Below are 17,773 nucleotides of genomic sequence, written 5' to 3' on the forward strand. Positions count from 1 at the left end.
TAAAGCCGTTTGTCTCCACCCGCGTAGCGGGTGGTTTAAAGCTGGCCGCTGCGCGGCCAGCAGACTAAAGTCTTGAATAAAAAGGGCGCCCTGGTTTCCCAGAGCGCCCTTCTTAGAACAAGATTGTTGCGTTGCAGCAAATGCTACTCGGCAGCAGCCTCAGTCTCGACCTCGGCGGTCTCGGCCTCGGCGACCTCAGCGGCCTCCTCGACCTCAGCCTCGGCAGCGAGCTCCTCGGCGGTAACGCCGACGAGAACGACAACCTCGGCCTTGATCTCGCGGTACAGCGAGATGGCAACGGTGTGGGCACCGGCAACCTTGATGGGCTTACCGAGCTCGACGCGCTTGCGGTCGATGTCCATACCGAGCTGAGCCTTGATGGCGTCAGCGATCATAGCGGCGGTAACGGAGCCAAAGAGGATGCCCTCGTCGCCGACCTTGACGTCAACGGTGACCGTCTTGCCCTCGAAGGCAGCCTTGGTCTCGTTGGCGGTAGCCAGACGGACGGCCTCGCGCTTGGCGATGTTGTTGCGACGCTCGTCAAGCTGCTTGAGGTTGCCCTTGGTGGCGGCAACAGCGAGCTTCTTGGGGAACAGGAAGTTCTCAGCGTAACCCTGAGCGACCTCTACGACGTCACCCTCGCCGCCCTTGCCCTTGATCTCATCGAGAAGAATAACCTTCATGATGCGTCTCCCTTCTTAGCCGCGGTCGCGGTTGCCACGAGAGGAAACCACGGGGACGGTGTACGGCAGGAGAGCCATCTCGCGGGCGCGCTTGATGGCGTTGGCGATGTCATGCTGATGCTGCGTGCAAGCGCCAGTGACGCGACGGGGCTTGATCTTGCCACGGTCGGTCATGTACTTACGGAGAAGCTGAGTGTCCTTATAGTCGATGAACTCAGTGTTCTCCTTGCAGAACTGGCAGTACTTACGACGCGGCTGACGTGCAGAAAAATCATTAGCCATGTCAAAATACCTTTCATTTGGCAACTTCGGCGAACCGAAGCCGCCTCTCACTCAAAAATAGGTGAACAACCCTTAGAACGGGATGTCCTCATCGTAGACGTCGACCGCGGGCGGCGTAGCCACCGGCGCGGCAGGACGTGCTGCGGGCGCGGAAGCTGCGGGGGCGTAACCGCCCTGGTCGTAGCCACCCTGGCCACCACGGGAGCTCATAAACTCGATCTCATCGACGATGACCTCAAGCTTGCTCCGGCGCTGGCCGTCGCGCTCCCAAGAGCTGTAGCGCAGCTTGCCCTCGATCGCGACCTTGTTTCCCTTTGCCAGGAAACGGCTCACGGCCTCGGCGCGGGTGCCGAACATGGTGCAGTCGACAAAGTTGGGATAGTCCTCCCACTCGCCAGTCTGCGCGTTGCGGCGACGATCGTTCACGGCGACGCCAAAGGACAGAACCTGGGTTCCGCCGGCGGTGGCGCGCAGCTCGGGATCGCGGGTGAGGTTACCGGTGATGTTCACTCGATTGATGCTCATAACTCACTACTTCCTCTTGGGGCACAAGCCCAGTCCAAAACGACAGTCTTACTCCTGGTCGTCGCGACGGACGATCATGTGGCGGACCACAGCGTCGGTGATGCGCAGGACGCGATCAAGCTCGGCGATCTGGGTAGGATCTGCGTGGAAGTTGATGAGGGTGTAGTCACCATCGGTGAGGTCGTTGATCTCGTAGGCGAGCTTGCGCTTGCCCCACTCGTCAACGGAGTCGACCTTGCCAGCGCCCTCAGCGATCGTGGTATCGATACGCTTCATAACAGCGAGACGAGTCTCGGGGTCGAGCGACGGGTCAACAAAGAACAGCAGTTCATAAGCCTTCATATTGTCACCTCCTCTGGGCAAATGTGGCTTCAGGTCGTGAAGGTGCGCCTGAAGCAGGAAAAGACTTGGTAATAATATCTTTCAACCTCCTAGGCTGCAAGAATATGCAGCTACAACCTCATGACCTCCACATATGCCCATACTCGCACGACGTTTCATGCGCATTCCAACCAAATGCTGACCAAAAGCTTGACGGATCTGTGGACAAGATACGGTGCCGTGAGGACAAGCTGAGCCAAGTCGCAGGTCAACGGGCGCATGGTTGTGGTCACAAAATGCATACCAGTGGCCCACAGCACCACCCAAAGATTTTTAAATTCATTGCCAAATCGCTTATAAATACCCCTTTTGAACAATTGAGTTGATCAACTACGCTGGTCGGAAGCCGTTTTTGGCATCTCAAACCCCGCTGCAACGCCAAACGCGGCCAAGCGTTTTAAAAAATGCCAACTTTTCTGTTTGCACTTTGCGATTCCTCGTGTATACTGACTTTCGCATTTAACGGAGAGTTGTCCGAGTGGCCGAAGGAGCACGATTGGAAATCGTGTAGGCGTCAAAAGCGTCTCCAGGGTTCAAATCCCTGACTCTCCGCCAGTTAATTCCAAAGCAGGCCTTCGAGCCTGCTTTGTTTTTACCCCACGCGGAGGGGTGGCAGAGTGGTTGAATGCGGCGGTCTCGAAAACCGTTTGGCCTGTATAAGGTCACGAGGGTTCGAATCCCTCCTCCTCCGCCATTTTGGTTGAGAAAGCTCCCGGGAATGGGAGCTTTTTTGTTTTGAGTCCCCAACAAGCAAACACGGCGGAGGAGGAGGGATTCGAACCCGCCAGGGCCCGGAGCGTAAAGAAAACGCGCCCGTGGCGCGTTTTTAGCGCAGCGCGGTCGGCGCAAGCCGACCGGATAAATTTTGAGCGGAGCTCAAAATTTGGACATCCCTCCTATTCGACCACGCCCCCATCGCGTTCAGCATCAACCCGGATCCCCAAACATGGAACCTATGACCGTACCCAGTCCCGACCGTTTGCCGAGCAATAGGGTCGCAATCGGCGCCGAACATGTACTATGTACGGGCATTGTCTAAACCCGTAACTCAAAGGACCCCATCTTGCCCGTTGCCGCCGCTATGATCGTTACCGCACACGCCTCGGATGCCATGGTTGCCATCCCGTTTTGGCTCGAGATGTTCGCCGTCGTCGCGGCATCGATCTCGGGCGTGTTGGTCGCACGCGAGCACAAACTCGACCTGGTGGGCGCCGTCGCGCTCGCCGTGGTCTGTGGACTGGGCGGCGGTCTTTTGCGCGATATGACGCTGCAGGTGGGCAACGTCTACATCCTCAACCAACCGATGGCGCTCCCGCTCTCCATCGCCACCGCGGCCATCATCTACATCTTCCCGGCAATCGTCGACAAGCCCGAAAAGCTCATTCCCCTGCTCGATATCATCTCGGTGGGTATTTATGCGGCAACCGGCGCAGACAAGGCGCTGGTCTACGGCTTTGCGCCGGCGGTGTGCATCATGATGGGCTTTTTTACCGCGGTGGGCGGCGGCATGCTGCGAGATGGTTTTATGGGTGTGGTGCCGGGTATCTTCCAGCGCACCAACTTCTATGCCATCGCGGCCATCGCCGGATCGGCAAGCTATGTTTGCCTTGTCATGAGCGGCTTGGTCAGCAATGTCGTCGCACTGGTCGTTTGCGTCGTGGTGACCATGGGACTACGCTGGCTGTCGCTGCGCTTTGATATCAAAAGCCCCACCGAGGATGACATCGCACGCTTTTTGCACCGCAAAAAGTAGGTGGCGCGGGCTCATCCTTCGAAATGCAACCGAGAGGTTCTTTTAGAGCGCCCACGCGTTGGGTACCCTGTTAGGTGCATGTCGAGCATCTGACGAAGGATTCACTATGCCCTGTAATCAATTCCCGTCGACCCAGCGCCGTAAAGCGTGGGGCCGCATCACGATCTTATTCGCGCTCATCGCTCTAGCGGTCACCGCGCTTCCCACGGCGTCGTTCGCCGGCACGGACACCGCAGGCAACGTACTTGCGACCGACAATGACGCCAATTCGTCCGGCGTCGAAGGTGACCTGTACTGGGCAGGTCAGGCCCTCAACTTGGACGATGCGTCCATCGGCCGCGACATAATTGCAGCAGGCGAGAGCCTCTCCATCCGCGACTGCACGGTGGGCGGCGCCGTCCGCTTGGCGGCACGCACTATCGATATCGCCAAGACCACGGTTGATGGCAGCGTCACGGTCGTCGGTCAGCACGTTGTGCTCAATTCCGACAGCACCGCCAACTGTTTTTACGCGATAGGCGAGACGGTTGCCCTGCGCGGCTCTACCAAGTCGGCAGCGCTTGCGGGCGACACGGTGACCATCGATGGCACCGTCGAGGGCGATGTCGAGGTTTGGGCCGACAAGCTCATCCTGGGCAAGAACGCCCACATCACCGGCACCGTGAACGCGCACGTCTCCGAGGACCCCGAGCGTGCCGCAGGAGCCGAGGTAGGCGCGCTCAAGATCGACCGCACCGAGAACGAGGATACTTCCACCGTTAACGATGTCATCGGCGGTATCGTCGCCGCGGCACTCTCGACCTGCTTTGTCGCTCTGCTGCTCGAGCTCGTCTTTCCGCGCGCGACCGCCAGCGCCGCCGGCATGCTCCACCAGCGCCCCATGCCCCTGTGGGTGAGCGGTCTTCTGGGCACGATTGCTATCGTCCCCGCCGTCCTACTGCTAATTATCTCTATCGCTGGTCTGTCGCTTGCCGGAGCCCTCTTGTGCGGCGTTATCGGCATCGCGTTGGTGTCGAGTGCCTTTGCGGGGTGCGCGATCTCCCGCATGGTCGGACACAACCAAAACCGCTACGCCATGGCAGCCGTGGGCGGCGTAATCGCAGGCGCCCTCACGGGGCTTCCCCTCGTAGGTGACTTCATCAGCGGCGTAGCCTTTGTCTTTATGCTCGGCTACGTTATCCAGATCATCTGGCGCAACGCCCACCTCAAGTCGCAGCAGCCGGCTAACATGCCAGGACTCCCCACCGCTTAGCCACCAACCACCACAAAGGTGCCAGGTTACTTTGCACCAACAAACGAAGCGGGGCACTCGGTCATGTCGACCGGGTGCCCCGCTTTTCTTGGAGGGTTCTCTAGTAACTTTTTCAAAACCAATGATCATCAGGTCGGTAGGCCTGTGCGTCACTCGCTACGGAGGCAGTACGCCATTGAGCAAGAAGGGCAATTATTTTTCACGGCGACCTCCTCCCCGCTTGATGACGAGCGCGACAACAATAGCCGCCACTCCGATGGCAGCCAAAACCGCCACCAGTACCAACGTTCTATCTCCCGTCGAGGGCATAAAGCCTCGACCTGCTTCTTTGCTTGGGGTGTTGAGCACCGACAGCTCAATCGAACCCGTCCTGGCATCGGCGGTATCAACCCGCAGAGGGTTTTCGGCCGATACGGTCACCTTGGGCTTCGCGGTCGCCACTTGTTTAACGTCCAGACCCTCAGCCGTAACCGTCACCGTACGCTTGCCCTCAAAGGCGGTGTAGCCCTTGGGTGCCGCGATTTCCTCGACGGTATAGACACCCGCGTCCACACCGCTCAATTCCACATGGCCATCCGCGTCCGTGGTGATGCACGCGTCGGCATCCGTCGACCACGAGCCGTCAGTCGTTAGGATGCGACCGCGGTCGTCGATGATGCGCAGTTTGGCGCCCGCGAGCGGTTTATCGTCCGAGCTTGAGCGCTTGATCAGACTGAGTCCCCAGGTGTAGGCGCACGCGTCATCGCTCGACGTGCGGGTGAATCCGGCGTCACCGGACTGGTCGGCGAGGGGAGAGCGCGGGTAGCGCAGGTAGACCTCGTTGGGGTTGCCCTTCGCGATGCCGTGGCTGCATGCGCTGTTGAGCGGCGCATTGTACACGGCGACCACGCGGGCGCCCGCGGTAAAGGCGTCGGCCCCGCCGAGCGCGGCGATGAGGTCGCCGGTGCGCACGGTGAAGGTCTTACCGTCGGCCGCTACCTTGGTTGCGCACTGGGCCGTGATGTCGGTCCAGCCCTTCGCGGGCTCGGAGCCGGCGCGCCCGTCCTTACCGGTCGAGACGGCGTCGAAACCGCCGTCCGCGCCCGCCGCCGCGTACACGCGCATGCTCGCGGCCACCTTGGAGGGGTCGAGCCCCGCGCCCATGGTGTCGACGAACCGCACCGTATAGGTGTCGTAGGCCGTTAGCCCTGCCGGAACCGTGGCCGAGAGGCGCCAGTACAGGTCGTCGGCGACCGTGGCGTCGGCGGCCTTCTGCCAGGCGGCGGTGCCGTCCTCCAGCACATGCTTGGCGACCTTGGGGGTCGCGGCCTTGGGCTTGACGGTGACGGCGCCGCCGCCCACCAGGGCCATGATCGGCACGGTGCCGGCCTCGCCCTGGTCGATGGCGTCGTCGTCGGCGACGATGAGCCAGTAGCCACAGGGCAGCTCGGCCGCCATACCCGCGTTGAGGGGAACAGAAGCGGCACCTGCATTGCAAATCGCACAGGCGAGCCTTGCCGCCAGAGCGGTCGACATATGTCCGTCGGCATTCAGCCACTCGGCAGCCTCTTGCGCCGTCGATGCCGAGCTATCAAACCCCGCATCATAAAGAACGGGAAGGACAGCCTGACGAGCTGCATCGCTCGCCCACGCCAAGTCCGTCGCGACCTTTTGATCGGAGCCGGCTTTATCGGTAACAGTTGCCGAAAAGAGCTGGTATGCATCGTATTGCGTCGCGACGTCGCCGCCAATCGTGATGGCTCCGGCATCGGCAGCACGGGCCGTCTCGGGCGACGCTGCAAAAGCGAGGATAGTCGTCATGGCCACCATCATGACGGTCAACAAGCGGCGGTGCAGTTTACTCACGGCGACCATCTCGATCAAGACCACGGTGGCGACGAGCATGCATCCACGTCGCGGCAAAACACAACAGCGAAGCGCCGGCAAGATATGTCATAGTCAAGTCAGCCCCGCCCGCCTCAGGTAGCGTAGTCGAGTACTTGTTGGTAAAGGTCGGCGGATTCTGAGAGCCATCGTTATAGGTAACTAGGGCGTCGAGCTGGTCCGTGCCATTAGTTACCTTAACCGTGACGTTGTACACGGTCCTGTCATAGGTGATGTGATCTTTAACATGGTCGACGGCGCCCTCGGGCTCGACCTCGGAGATGGTGTAGGTATAGGTTCCCGCCTTGTTGTACTTGACGTCAAAGGAGACATTTCCCTTGTCATTATTGGTCACCGTCTGGAGTACCTTGCCGTCGGCGTCCTTGAGCTCGAACGAGAACTGTCCCGCCTTGAAGGTGCCGCCTTCAAGCACTTTCTTAGCCTGGATTGTTGCGGATCCCTTTAGACGATTGTCATAGACCCAAATCTCGTCTTTTTTGTCATCGCCGATGATCTCCGCGCCGCCGACGATGGTCTTCGCCTGCTTAAGCGCAGTCTGGTAATGCTCGTTGTTCGCGTCGCCCTTGAGTAAGATCCAGACGGGCTGCTGCGCTACGACATAGCCATCAGGCGCCCCGGTCTCCACGAGCTGGTAGAGCACGCAACTGCTCATCGCGCTGCCGCTCGTGCCGAACGATATATTGCCGTTGGCGTCGGTCTTCTTAGCGGTACCGAACTCAGTCCTTGCCTTCTCGATACCCACCTTTGCGACCTGATCCATGTTCACACTATAGAGCGTGAACTCCGCGCCCTCGAGCGTCGCTCCGACCTGTTGGGCATCGTACTTGGTCATCGTGATGCTGTAGCCGTTGCCGCCCGCACTGGCGGACGCACTCTTGACGGTCCATGTTTGATCATCGGTTGCCGAACCATCCGTCACACCCGTAAGTTGCGCGGTATTGGAAAGAGGCACCCTATCATTGGGGTTTCCGGTCGGGATAACCTCGTACTCGACCTTGAGGTATTTCTCGTCGGGCACGGTGAGCGTCAACTTCGTACGCGAGCCAGCTTCATCCTTGACTTGCTCCATCTTCGACGAATAGTCCTTCTGGGACAACGCAACCCAGCCATCGTTCTCGCACTCATAGACCTTAAGCGTCGACGGCACCAGCGTGCACTTGGCATCCATGGTATCAACGAGCTCAAGGAAGTCGGTGCCATTTTTAAGGGCAACGGCAGACTCGTTAACAAGAATGGTGTACTTAATGCGGTTGCTACTACTGACCTGTTCGCCAGTCTTTTTGATAACGTTGTTCTTGATGGTGACGGTGCCACTGCCGGATTCGAACTTCTTGCTTCCCGACTCGGCGCTGGCCTTGTTGGTGAACTTCACCTCGTTTGTGGAGGTATCGAGCTCACCGCGCTTGACCGCCGTCTTGTACGTGAGCTTTGCGTAGCCGGCATAGCTTTCAAGCTCAGTCGTGGGGATGGAGAAGGTGACCGTATTGCCGTTGCGGCTGACGTTGTCGGCGGCGAGCGTCCGACCCGTAACGACCTCCTTGGCCTCGCCTCCGCGATGAAGCCCCGTATGTTTATCATAGGGGTTCTGCACGAGCGTATACTTTGCGGAATTCGCAACATAGCTCATACCATCCGGAAGGCTATCAACGATATTCAGCGGTTTCCCGCCCAGCTTTCCAGCTCCATAGTATTCGAACTCGCCATTTGCGCCCTTATTACCCTTTTGGCGGTTTGCATACACCGTCCAGTCGACGATCCAGGCGCCCTTCTCATCCGAGCCGTCAACGGTATGCCAATCGAAGTTCTCAACCCAAGACACCTTCGACTCCGTTTCCGGCTTCTCGACCGCGGGCGCCGTTTCTTGGTTGACAACGTACTTGACGGGTTCGGTGAACGGCCACTGTAGTCTCAGGCCCGGTGCTTCGACCGCTGCGAAGTTTGAGTACCAGCCCGACAGCGCTTCTGATGTGGTGTCGTAGGTGATAACGGCGTAGTCCTCGTTCTCGAGAGCGGCTTTCACGTTGTCGGTAACGATGATTTTGAGGTCGTAGTTTTCCTTTGTTTCATTACCCGGAAAGCTAGCCGTTGGATTCCAGTCGGTGCCCCGTTCCAGCACGGTATCGCCGATTTTAATGGTAATGGAGTTTTCGTCGACACCAAGTTTCTGCGACCATGCCGACTGAAACGTGTCCTTCACCGTCACCTCGCCTGGATGGACCGCATTGACGATCGCCTTCAGCGCGACGCGCGTCTCCCACGTCGCCCTGCCCGTCGTCGCCGCCTCATCGGATCTCACGAGCCTCTTGGTGATCGGCACAACACCCGTCAGCTGCGGCGTAAAACTGCCAGCATCGGTGCCAGATACGGAGCCTTCACGCTCGATGGTCGCACTGTTGCGCACGGTGTCGTACGAGCTCGTGTCGTTCATCTTTGTGTGATAAACGATGCAGTAGGTGGCGTACTTATCCTCAAGGTTATCCCGGAACTTATAGGAAAAGGAATTTTCCTTTGGGTCAAGGTTGCCTTTCCCAATCTCGACTCCGCTCGCCTCCGACTCGCCTTTGTAAACCGTAAAGTAGTTGCCCGTATACGTCTGTTTTCCGTCCAGATAATCGGTGAACACGTAGCCGCTCATGTCGACTTTGAGCTTGCCTTGGTTGAGTCTGACCGTCCACTTGATGTCCGACGGCGTGCCCGATCCGTTGGACTTGTCAATTATGTCGTAGCCGAATGTAACAGGCTCAGCCGTAGCTGTTTTGTTGTCGCCGTCGGTTGAGCCAGCCCAATTCCACGTTGCCGTATTGTCAGCTTTGATCAAATCGCCGTTGTTTGCCGAAACGCCGCTCTTCAGCACCGTTTCGTACGTGATCGTGTGATCGCCCCGGGAAAGATTGCCCAGGCTGTCGAGGGTCACGGTCTGGCCGTCGATCTTCGGCTGTGGATTGAGCTTCTCTCCGTCGAGCATAAAGCTGTCGTTCACAAATTCAAAGTTCTCGCCCAGCGCATCGGTTAACTTGACGTTCGTGGCATACGACTCGACAGTGAGTTTAACGGTCCAGGTCACCTTGGCCACACCGTCTGAACCCTGAGAGTAAACCCCCGTCTTCTCTCCCGTCACCTTGCCGTCCTTGGTGGGAATATCGATCGGGAATATCGATCGATCCCTTACCAGGAAACTCGACAGACACGTTGCTGCCGGATCCGGTATCCTTATTTGAAAGATGAAACGAGAAGTTTGCCGCAACATGGATGTCCGCAGGGCTATTCGCAAGCCACGCCTTGTCAAACGTAAAGAAGACCTTATTGTCCTTGATCTTCCACGTGCCAGCCCTGGCAGAGGTAGCCTCCGGACCTTCCATAAGGTCGCCACCGTCGTTATCGTCAACGGCGATGGTATCGGGAAACTTATAGACGGCGACGTTACTGCCAGTCGACGGCGCCTTACCAGTCCTGAAATACGCTGAGAAAGCTCCATAGAGCTTCGAAGTAGACGTTACGGCACCATTGAGCTCCTGAGTACGATACTCATCGGTATACAGCTTGACATCAACCGTCGCCGTATTCTCATCAATCACAATCGGCGTTGGTGTGCTCACATCCTCGGCGCGCACGGGGGCTGCGCCGTGAAACACTGCGGCGGTGAGGCTAATTAGAATGAAGATCAGGGCCGCCATACCCAGCGACCGTGAGCGGTGTGCGTCCATAGTTGTCCCTTAATTCCTACAACACAGTGTGGAATACGGCGAATCGTCGGATCGAACACAAGCCCCAACATCAACGAGAACCTACCTAGCGCATTGCAAGAACCCATTGGGGGAGCGTCTTCTAAGACGGTTCGTCTATGCCACATGCATAAAATATAATATAGATACCAATCATGTAAACCGCAGGTCAAGAAGTCTTTTAATTTAATACCAGTTGATATTTATCTGTTAACGGTTTTGCATTAAAGCAGTTATATTCTGTAGAGTTATGTATATGTTTAAACAACATAACTTTGACCAGAAAGCCGATCGGAGGGGATAACCTCCTTCACCGTGGTGCAAGCGAACCTGTCCCCTTGCACCAAAAAAGGGCGCCGACCATTGCGGTCGACGCCCTTTCTTATTGGCGGTTATAAGCCCCAGCGCTTATTTGTTGACCTGACCGGCGCGGACGGCGGCCTTCTTGCGGTCGGTGGCGTTGAGCAGACGCTTGCGCAGGCGAATGTTCTTGGGAGTGATCTCGACTAGCTCGTCGTCGGCGATGTACTCCAGCGCCTCCTCCAGCGAGAAGGTGCGCGGCGGCACCAGCTGGACGGAGATATCGGAGGTAGAGGAACGCTGGTTGCCCAGGTTCTTGGTACGGGCGATGTTGACGACCATGTCGCCAGCCTTGCTGCGCTCGCCCACGATCATGCCCTCGTAGCACTCGGTGCCCGGCTCAACAAACAGCTGGCCGCGCTCCTGCAGCGTACCCAGAGCGTAGGCAACGGCCTTCTCGGTGGTCATGGAGATCATGGCGCCGTTCTGACGGTTGCCGATCTCGCCGGCGTAGGGGCCGTACTCCAGGAAGGTGTGGTAGAACACGCCCTCGCCGTGAGTGACGTTCATGATGCGGTTCTTAAGACCCATGATGCCGCGGGTCGGGATCTTAAACTCGAGGTGCGTCACGATGCCCGAGGTATCCATGCTCGTCATGATGCCGCCGGAGGTACCGAAGACCTCAACGACCTTGCCCGAGTACTCGTCCGGGCACTCGACGACGGCCTGCTCGACGGGCTCCATCTTGTTGCCGTTCTCGTCCTTCTTAAACAGAACGCGGGGGCGGCCGACCTGGAACTCAAAGCCCTCGCGGCGCATGGACTCCATCAGAACGGACAGGTGCAGAATGCCGCGACCCGAGACCTCGACGCCGCTCTTGTCCTCGAGCTCCTCGATCTTCATGGTCACGTTGTTCTCGGCCTCGTTGAACAGGCGCTCCTTGAGCTGACGGGCGCCCACGATGTCGCCATCGCGACCGACGAGCGGGGAGGTCGAAGCCTCAAAGACGATGGACAGGGTCGGCGGGTCAATCTCGATGGGCTCGAGCTCGACGGGGTTCTCGGGATCGGTGTAGACATCGCCGATATCGGTGCGGTCGATGCCCACGACGGCGGCGATGTCACCGGCGCCGACTTCCTGGCACTCGGTGCGGCCCAGGTAGTCGAAGGTAAAGAGCTGCTTGACGGTAGCGGTGGCGCTGGAGCCGTCGTTCTTCACAACCAGAATCTGGTCGCCCTGATGGATGGCGCCGGAATACACGCGACCGATGCCGATACGGCCAACGAAGTTGGAATGGTCGATGGTCACGCACTGCATGGCCAGCGGGGCGTTCTCGTCGACCTCGGGCGCGGGCATGTCGTCGATGATCATATCGAGCAGCGGATACATGTCCATGTTGCCGTCGTTGGGGTCAAGGCGGGCAAAGCCATTCATGGCGCTAGCGTAGACCACATGCTCCATGGCGAACTCAAGCTGGTCGTCGGTGGCGCCCAGGTCGGCCATGAGGTCCAGGCAGTCGTTGTAGGCCTTCTCGGGGTTGGCGCCCGGACGATCGATCTTGTTGATGACGATCATGATCTTGAGGCCGGTGTCGATAGCGTGACGCAGGACGAAGCGGGTCTGGGGCATGGGGCCCTCAAAAGCGTCGACCAGCAGCAGGGCGCCGTCGGCCATACGCAGCACGCGCTCGACCTCGCCGCCAAAGTCGGCGTGGCCCGGGGTGTCGATGACGTTGATCTTAACGTCCTTGTACTCGATAGAGATGTTCTTGGCGAGAATCGTAATGCCGCGTTCGCGCTCCTGGTCGTTAGAGTCCAGGACGCGGTCCTCGACCTGCTGGTTGGCACGGAAAGCGTCCGTGGCACGCAGGAGCTTGTCGACCATCGTCGTCTTGCCGTGGTCGACGTGGGCGATGATGGCGATGTTCCTCAGATTGTCTACGCGCATGTAGTTCCCCTATCTTCTATCCATATACAAACGGCACGCGTATGCGGCCCGCCCAGCGATACAACGCTCAGCGGGAATATTGAGCCTTTTACCGAAAACTCGTTTATTTTAGCGATTTTAGATAAGAGGGGTTTCCTCACCTGCAGGTTCAGGGTCGCTCCACATAAAACCATCGCCGGCGCCCATGCCCTCATACAGCACATATGCCGAAAAACCACTCTCGAGCGTGGTTTCGAAGAAGCTCACGAGCAGAGCATCGTGATAGCCGCCGTCAATCTCGACGCAGCCAGTATAGCCGATGGCATAGCGGGCGATACGGCCCAGGCCCTCGTCCTTAAGACCCATCTTGTGCTCGGAGATAAAGTTGGTGGCCGCCTCGAGGCACGCCTCTTCGCCATCCTCGTCGAGCGCCGCCAGATAGCGGTTGGAAGCAGCGTCCTCGATCGCCACGACCACGCCCGGGTTCTCGCCCGCGGCCAGGTCGTCCAAGAAGGCGCCGATCAGATCGCACACCATGGCGTCGAGCTCGGCGGAGACGTTACCGGCGTCCTGCATATCCTGTGCCATCTTTAGACCTTCCCATCGAGTCTGGCGTCGTTACAGTTCTTGTGCCTCGGCGGCGATCTTGGCGGCAGCGTCGCGGGCGCGCATCATATCCATCGCGCGCTTATCGAGCACCTTGATCTGACTGGTCAGCATTACCGCATCGACCACGCCCCAGATCACGAGGCCCGTAGAGATCGAAAACCCAAGCGCACCAACTGTACCACGAAGGCGCGAACAGATTGCCGCGACAAGGGCGGAGATGACAACCATCTTGATAAACGAGCCGCGGCGCTCGCGAAGTGTGCGGGCCTGCGTCACATAGGCAATGCGAGCTGCCTCAGAAGTCTCCGAGCGCATCTGGGCCTCGCGCGCAATGGCAGCCGCCTCGGCAGAAACTCCGGCGTTCATCAGCGCATGCCCCGTCGCGTGTTTGTCGAGCATTTAGAAATCATCGGGTGAGAGCGCATGGACGAACTCATCGAACTTCTCGAACTCCTGCTCGTCGTCAACTTCCTCGGCATGGGCAGAAACGGTGCCCAGGCGATTCATGATGTCGTCCTCCACAAACATGGGGGCATTGCTGCGCACGGCGAGGGCAATGGCATCACTGGGACGGGCATCGATCTTGCGCTCGTCACCATCGGCCAGTACGACGATCGTCGCGTAGAACACCGGCGGCTCGGCGCGAACGATCTCGATGCGCTCGAGCTTGGCGCCCAGGGCGCCAACAGTATCGAGCAACAGGTCATGGGTAATCGGGCGCTCGGCGCGGCCGCTATCGATGCCACGGCTGATGGCCGCGGCCTCAAACGAACCAGTCTGAATGGAAAGGGAACGCAGCGGTGCGGGCGAGTCCGATTTGCTGCAGCGCTCGCGAAGCACGATAAGCGATGGCACGGGACCGGCGGCCATGACGATGGTCTCTATGTCGACACGAACCATGGAACACCTCCGGTACGTAGCGGTTAACACGCGGCAGGGTCGCCGCATTGAATAGCTATACTACCCAATCTTTCGCACAGCACACAAAACCAAAATGAGATTTATCGCAGACAAGAAAAAAGCCCCGAGGCAATGCCCCAGGGCTCTTCAAAGTTTTGATGGTGGACCTGACAAGATTCGAACTTGTGACCTCCCGGTTATCAGCCGGACGCTCTAACCAACTGAGCTACAGGTCCATCATGGTGGAGGTTAGGGGGATCGAACCCCTGACCTCAGGCTTGCAAAGCCCGCGCTCTCCCAGCTGAGCTAAACCCCCACGGAGACAGTAATAAACACCCCAGCGGCGACTCGGCTCTCGCTGGGGTGTTTATTGCGAAAGAAAGTGGTGGACCTGACAAGATTCGAACTTGTGACCTCCCGGTTATCAGCCGGACGCTCTAACCAACTGAGCTACAGGTCCATCGCGTAAGGGATATATTAGACGAGTCGTTACGCGCGCGTCAACAACTTTTTTGAAAATCTTTGGGAGGGGTTCGCCCCGGCCGCCCGGCGGCATATGAAGTCGCCTGCTCGGACAGTCCTGACTCGCACGAAGAGCACATTAAGTGCTCTCCGGCTCGTGCGGAACTCGCGATCGACTTCATATGCCGCCGGGCGGCCGGGGCGAACGCGGGTCCCAAGGTTTTCAAAAAAGCGGTCGGCGCGCAGGTGCGCCGACCGCCGATATATGGGGTCTGATGTTTTTGACCGGAGAGGACTACTTACTCGTCGAGGAGATCTTCTGGCATGTCGTTGCCGTCGCCTAGGTCGACTGGGGCCTCTTCGGTGTCGACTGCGGCCTCGGCGCCCTCGACTTCGGGTTTTTCCTTGGCTGCCGTCATGCGGGCTACGGCGCAGATGCGGTCGTTGTCGTCGACGGTCATCATCTTGACGCCCTGGGTGGCGCGGCCAGTCTGGCTGATCTCGTCGGTTTTGACGCGAATGACCGCCGCGCCCTCCGTCACGATGAACAGCTCGTGCTGCGGGCCTACCGTCTTCATGGCCGCGAGGTTACCCTTACGCTCGGTCATTTGGATGGTGTAGACGCCCTGGCCGCCGCGATTCTGCTCCGGGTAGTCCGCAACCGGCGTGCGCTTGCCGTAGCCGCGCTCGGTGATGACAAACAGATCACCGTTGCCGTTAGTGACTTCCATGCCCAGAACGCTCACGCCGTCCTTCATACCGATACCGCGAACGCCGCTGGTATCGCGGCCGGTGGCGCGCACCTGCTCCTCGGAGAACATGATCGCCTTGCCCGCGGTGGTGGCCAGGATAATCTTGTCGCCCTCGCGCACGCGGCGCACGTTCAACAGCGCGTCGTCGTCGCGCAGGTTGATAGCGATTAGGCCGTCGCGACGGCTGCGGTCATATGCGCTCATCACGGTCTTCTTGACCATACCGCTCTTGGTGGCAAACATCAGGTACTCGTCGGCCGGGAACTCGCGGCAGCTGATGACGCTCGCGATCTTCTCGCCCTCCTCGAAGGGGAGCAGGTTGACGATCGCGGTACCGCGCGCCTGGCGCGTACCCACCGGCAGCTCGTGCACCTTCAGGCGATAGACCTTGCCCTTGCTCGAGAAGAACAGCACGTACTCGTGCGTTGACGCGATGAACATCTCGTCGATGACATCGTCCTCTTTGAGGTTGACGCCCGACACGCCCTTGCCACCGCGCTTCTGGGCACGATAGGCGGCCACCGGAATGCGCTTGACATAGCCGGTGTGGGTGATGGTCACGACCATATCCTCGTCGGCGATGAGGTCCTCGACATCCAGGTCCTTCTCGACATGGCTGATCTCGGTGCGGCGCTTGTCGCCAAACTTCTTGGAGATCTCGCGCATCTCTTCCTTGATGACGCCCAGGATCTTCTCCTCGTGCGCCAGCAGGTCCTCGTAGTAGGCGATGGCGCGGCGCAGGCCGTCCAGCTCTTCCTGAATTTTGTCGCGCTCCAGGCCGGTCAGGCGGCGCAGCTTCATCTCGAGGATGGCCGTGGTCTGCTCGGGCGTAAAGCCAAAGCGCTCGATCAAGCGGCTGCTGGCCTCGGAGTCGGTCTGCGAGGAGCGGATGATGCTAATGACCTCGTCGATATGGTCGAGAGCCATCAGGTAGCCCTCGAGGATATGGGCACGCGCCTGGGCCTTCTTGAGGTCAAAGCGGGTGCGGCGGGTGACGACGTCGACCTGGTGGTCGATGTAGTGTTGCAGCATCTCGCGCAGGCTGAGGCATTTGGGCACGCCGTTGACAAGCGCCAGGTTGTTGGCACCAAAGGTCGTCTGCAGCGAGGTGTACTTGTACAGGTTGTTGAGCACGACCTGCGGAATGACGCCCTTCTTGAGCTCGATGACCAGACGGATGCCCTTCTGGTTGGACTCGTCGCGCATGTCCGAGATGCCCTCGATACGCTTGTCGTTCACGAGCTGGGCGATCTTCTCCTGCAGGGTGCCCTTGTTGACCATGTAGGGGATCTCGGTAAAGACCAGGCGGCTGCGACCGGTCTTGGTGGATTCCACGTGAGCCTTGGCGCGCACGGTGATGGAGCCGCGGCCGGTCTCGTAGCTCTGCTTAATGCCGGCACTGCCCATGATGATGGCGCCGGTGGGGAAGTCCGGACCGGGCATGATCTGCATGAGCTCGTCGACGGTGGCGTCGGGGTTGTCGATCAGGTAGCACGTGGCTTCGATCGCCTCGGTGAGGTTATGCGGGGCGATATTGGTGGCCATGCCGACGGCGATGCCCTGGCTGCCGTTGACCAGCAGGTTGGGGAAACGCGCGGGCAGCGCCTGGGGCTCGGCGAGCGACTCGTCGTAGTTGGGCTGCCAGTCAACGGTATCCTTTTGCAGGTCGCGTAGCAGTTCCATGGCGGGCTTTGCCAGGCGGCTCTCGGTGTAACGCATGGCGGCTGCGCCGTCGCCATCGATGTTGCCAAAGTTGCCGTGACCGTCGATGAGCGGCGTGCGCATGGAGAACCACTGTGCCAGGCGGACCATGGCCTCATAGACCGCGTAGTCGCCGTGCGGATGGTACTTACCGATAACTTCGCCGACCGTCCAGGCCGACTTCTTGTGCGGACGGTTGGGGTAGATGCCGCTCTCGTTCATTGCGTACAGGATGCGACGGTGCACCGGCTTTAAGCCATCGCGCACGTCCGGCAGGGCGCGCGCCGTGATGACCGACATCGAGTACTCGATGAACGACTGCTTCATCTCACGGCCGAACTCCGAAATCTGGAGCTGGCCACCGTTGATATCCTCTCCGGCCGAGGCACCACGGTCGACTTCGCCAAAGCTCTCCTCGAGCTCGCCGTCGTCGTCTTCTTCCTCATCATCATCGGCATCGGGGTTATAGGCGTCCGGGTCGCCGTCCTCGCCCTGCTCAGCACGGGCAAGTAGGCGCTTCAGATCGTCGGGCATGCCGGCATCGCCGGCCTCGTCCATACCCTCGTTATTGTTGATATCGTCTGCCACGTTACCTCCTCATGGTTTGCGTGGTCCATTAGTTCCCTACCACGGAGACGGAT

The 17,773-nt window shown here is 59.2% G+C and carries 14 protein-coding genes and 5 tRNA genes; 4 read left to right on the top strand and 15 right to left on the bottom strand.

Annotated features, from left to right (window positions below):
• Positions 1-143 precede the first annotated feature (143 nt).
• The 4 genes from rplI to rpsF form a co-directional block, all read right to left on the bottom strand.
• Positions 144-683 carry a 50S ribosomal protein L9 gene (gene rplI / locus FGQ67_RS07335; RefSeq protein WP_022094073.1) on the bottom strand — a complete coding sequence of 180 codons (540 nt, stop codon included), beginning with the start codon at positions 681-683 and terminating at the stop codon, positions 144-146.
• A 15-nt stretch (positions 684-698) separates the two neighbouring features.
• Positions 699-965, bottom strand: coding sequence for a 30S ribosomal protein S18 (gene rpsR / locus FGQ67_RS07340; RefSeq protein ID WP_006235829.1), 267 nt, complete (start codon positions 963-965; stop codon positions 699-701).
• A gap of 72 nt (positions 966-1,037) precedes the next feature.
• Positions 1,038-1,490, bottom strand: coding sequence for a single-stranded DNA-binding protein (locus FGQ67_RS07345; RefSeq protein ID WP_138341029.1), 453 nt, complete (start codon positions 1,488-1,490; stop codon positions 1,038-1,040).
• Between the two features lie 48 nt (positions 1,491-1,538).
• Entirely contained in the window at positions 1,539-1,832 is a 294-nt protein-coding gene (gene rpsF / locus FGQ67_RS07350) for a 30S ribosomal protein S6 (RefSeq protein WP_006235831.1), read from the bottom strand.
• Positions 1,833-2,335: 503 nt separating this feature from the next.
• Between rpsF and FGQ67_RS07355 the strand changes: the two genes are divergently transcribed.
• The 4 genes from FGQ67_RS07355 to FGQ67_RS07370 all read left to right on the top strand — a co-directional run bounded on the left by FGQ67_RS07355 (position 2,336) and on the right by FGQ67_RS07370 (position 4,876).
• Positions 2,336-2,426, top strand: a tRNA-Ser gene (locus FGQ67_RS07355).
• A 48-nt stretch (positions 2,427-2,474) separates the two neighbouring features.
• A tRNA-Ser gene (locus tag FGQ67_RS07360) sits at positions 2,475-2,565 on the top strand.
• 369 nt (positions 2,566-2,934) lie between these two features.
• A complete protein-coding gene (locus FGQ67_RS07365; RefSeq protein ID WP_229065363.1) occupies positions 2,935-3,624 on the top strand; it encodes a trimeric intracellular cation channel family protein in 690 nt (229 codons plus the stop codon).
• A gap of 106 nt (positions 3,625-3,730) precedes the next feature.
• Positions 3,731-4,876 carry a DUF8173 domain-containing protein gene (locus tag FGQ67_RS07370; RefSeq protein WP_138341031.1) on the top strand — a complete coding sequence of 382 codons (1,146 nt, stop codon included), beginning with the start codon at positions 3,731-3,733 and terminating at the stop codon, positions 4,874-4,876.
• A gap of 192 nt (positions 4,877-5,068) precedes the next feature.
• Here FGQ67_RS07370 and FGQ67_RS07375 read toward each other — a convergent pair whose 3' ends face one another.
• The 11 genes from FGQ67_RS07375 to gyrA all read right to left on the bottom strand — a co-directional run bounded on the left by FGQ67_RS07375 (position 5,069) and on the right by gyrA (position 17,690).
• A complete protein-coding gene (locus FGQ67_RS07375) occupies positions 5,069-6,760 on the bottom strand; it encodes a SpaA isopeptide-forming pilin-related protein (RefSeq protein ID WP_138341033.1) in 1,692 nt (563 codons plus the stop codon).
• Positions 6,714-9,833 (bottom strand): Spy0128 family protein, encoded by a 3,120-nt coding sequence (locus FGQ67_RS07380; protein ID WP_171025248.1) that lies wholly within the window; start codon positions 9,831-9,833, stop codon positions 6,714-6,716. Before FGQ67_RS07380 ends, FGQ67_RS07375 begins: the two co-directional genes overlap by 47 nt.
• Positions 9,808-10,464 carry a hypothetical protein gene (locus FGQ67_RS10110; protein WP_171025249.1) on the bottom strand — a complete coding sequence of 219 codons (657 nt, stop codon included), beginning with the start codon at positions 10,462-10,464 and terminating at the stop codon, positions 9,808-9,810. The genes FGQ67_RS07380 and FGQ67_RS10110 overlap by 26 nt, the downstream gene beginning before the upstream one ends.
• A 426-nt stretch (positions 10,465-10,890) precedes the next feature.
• Positions 10,891-12,729, bottom strand: coding sequence for a translational GTPase TypA (gene typA, locus FGQ67_RS07385; RefSeq protein ID WP_055287536.1), 1,839 nt, complete (start codon positions 12,727-12,729; stop codon positions 10,891-10,893).
• A gap of 117 nt (positions 12,730-12,846) precedes the next feature.
• Positions 12,847-13,296 carry a hypothetical protein gene (locus FGQ67_RS07390; RefSeq protein ID WP_089572580.1) on the bottom strand — a complete coding sequence of 150 codons (450 nt, stop codon included), beginning with the start codon at positions 13,294-13,296 and terminating at the stop codon, positions 12,847-12,849.
• Positions 13,297-13,326: 30 nt separating this feature from the next.
• Positions 13,327-13,716: a hypothetical protein gene (locus FGQ67_RS07395; RefSeq protein ID WP_138341037.1), complete on the bottom strand. Its 390-nt coding sequence runs from the start codon at positions 13,714-13,716 to the stop codon at positions 13,327-13,329.
• Positions 13,717-14,217: a bifunctional nuclease family protein gene (locus tag FGQ67_RS07400; protein ID WP_138341039.1), complete on the bottom strand. Its 501-nt coding sequence runs from the start codon at positions 14,215-14,217 to the stop codon at positions 13,717-13,719.
• A gap of 159 nt (positions 14,218-14,376) precedes the next feature.
• A tRNA-Ile gene (locus tag FGQ67_RS07405) sits at positions 14,377-14,453 on the bottom strand.
• 4 nt (positions 14,454-14,457) lie between these two features.
• Positions 14,458-14,533, bottom strand: a tRNA-Ala gene (locus FGQ67_RS07410).
• Positions 14,534-14,600: 67 nt separating this feature from the next.
• Positions 14,601-14,677: transfer RNA gene (locus FGQ67_RS07415), tRNA-Ile, on the bottom strand.
• A gap of 301 nt (positions 14,678-14,978) precedes the next feature.
• The gene (gene gyrA, locus FGQ67_RS07420) at positions 14,979-17,690 is read right to left on the bottom strand and encodes a DNA gyrase subunit A (protein WP_138341074.1); all 2,712 of its coding nucleotides are present in this window, start codon (positions 17,688-17,690) and stop codon (positions 14,979-14,981) included.
• Between the last annotated feature and the right edge of the window lie 83 nt (positions 17,691-17,773).

Origin of the sequence: Collinsella aerofaciens, from assembly GCF_005845035.1 — a bacterium.
In the GTDB taxonomy this organism is placed as follows: Bacteria; Actinomycetota; Coriobacteriia; order Coriobacteriales; family Coriobacteriaceae; genus Collinsella; species Collinsella aerofaciens_I.

Bases quoted from the DNA above. Each gene is read 5' to 3' on its own strand.
- rplI (WP_022094073.1), bottom strand. From the start codon at position 683: ATGAAGGTTATTCTTCTCGATGAGATCAAGGGCAAGGGCGGCGAGGGT.
- rpsR (WP_006235829.1), bottom strand. From the start codon at position 965: ATGGCTAATGATTTTTCTGCACGTCAGCCGCGTCGTAAGTACTGCCAG.
- FGQ67_RS07345 (WP_138341029.1), bottom strand. From the start codon at position 1,490: ATGAGCATCAATCGAGTGAACATCACCGGTAACCTCACCCGCGATCCC.
- rpsF (WP_006235831.1), bottom strand. From the start codon at position 1,832: ATGAAGGCTTATGAACTGCTGTTCTTTGTTGACCCGTCGCTCGACCCC.
- FGQ67_RS07370 (WP_138341031.1), top strand. From the start codon at position 3,731: ATGCCCTGTAATCAATTCCCGTCGACCCAGCGCCGTAAAGCGTGGGGC.
- FGQ67_RS07375 (WP_138341033.1), bottom strand. From the start codon at position 6,760: ATGCTCGTCGCCACCGTGGTCTTGATCGAGATGGTCGCCGTGAGTAAA.
- FGQ67_RS10110 (WP_171025249.1), bottom strand. From the start codon at position 10,464: ATGGACGCACACCGCTCACGGTCGCTGGGTATGGCGGCCCTGATCTTC.
- typA (WP_055287536.1), bottom strand. From the start codon at position 12,729: ATGCGCGTAGACAATCTGAGGAACATCGCCATCATCGCCCACGTCGAC.
- FGQ67_RS07390 (WP_089572580.1), bottom strand. From the start codon at position 13,296: ATGGCACAGGATATGCAGGACGCCGGTAACGTCTCCGCCGAGCTCGAC.
- FGQ67_RS07395 (WP_138341037.1), bottom strand. From the start codon at position 13,716: ATGCTCGACAAACACGCGACGGGGCATGCGCTGATGAACGCCGGAGTT.
- FGQ67_RS07400 (WP_138341039.1), bottom strand. From the start codon at position 14,217: ATGGTTCGTGTCGACATAGAGACCATCGTCATGGCCGCCGGTCCCGTG.
- gyrA (WP_138341074.1), bottom strand. From the start codon at position 17,690: ATGGACGAGGCCGGCGATGCCGGCATGCCCGACGATCTGAAGCGCCTA.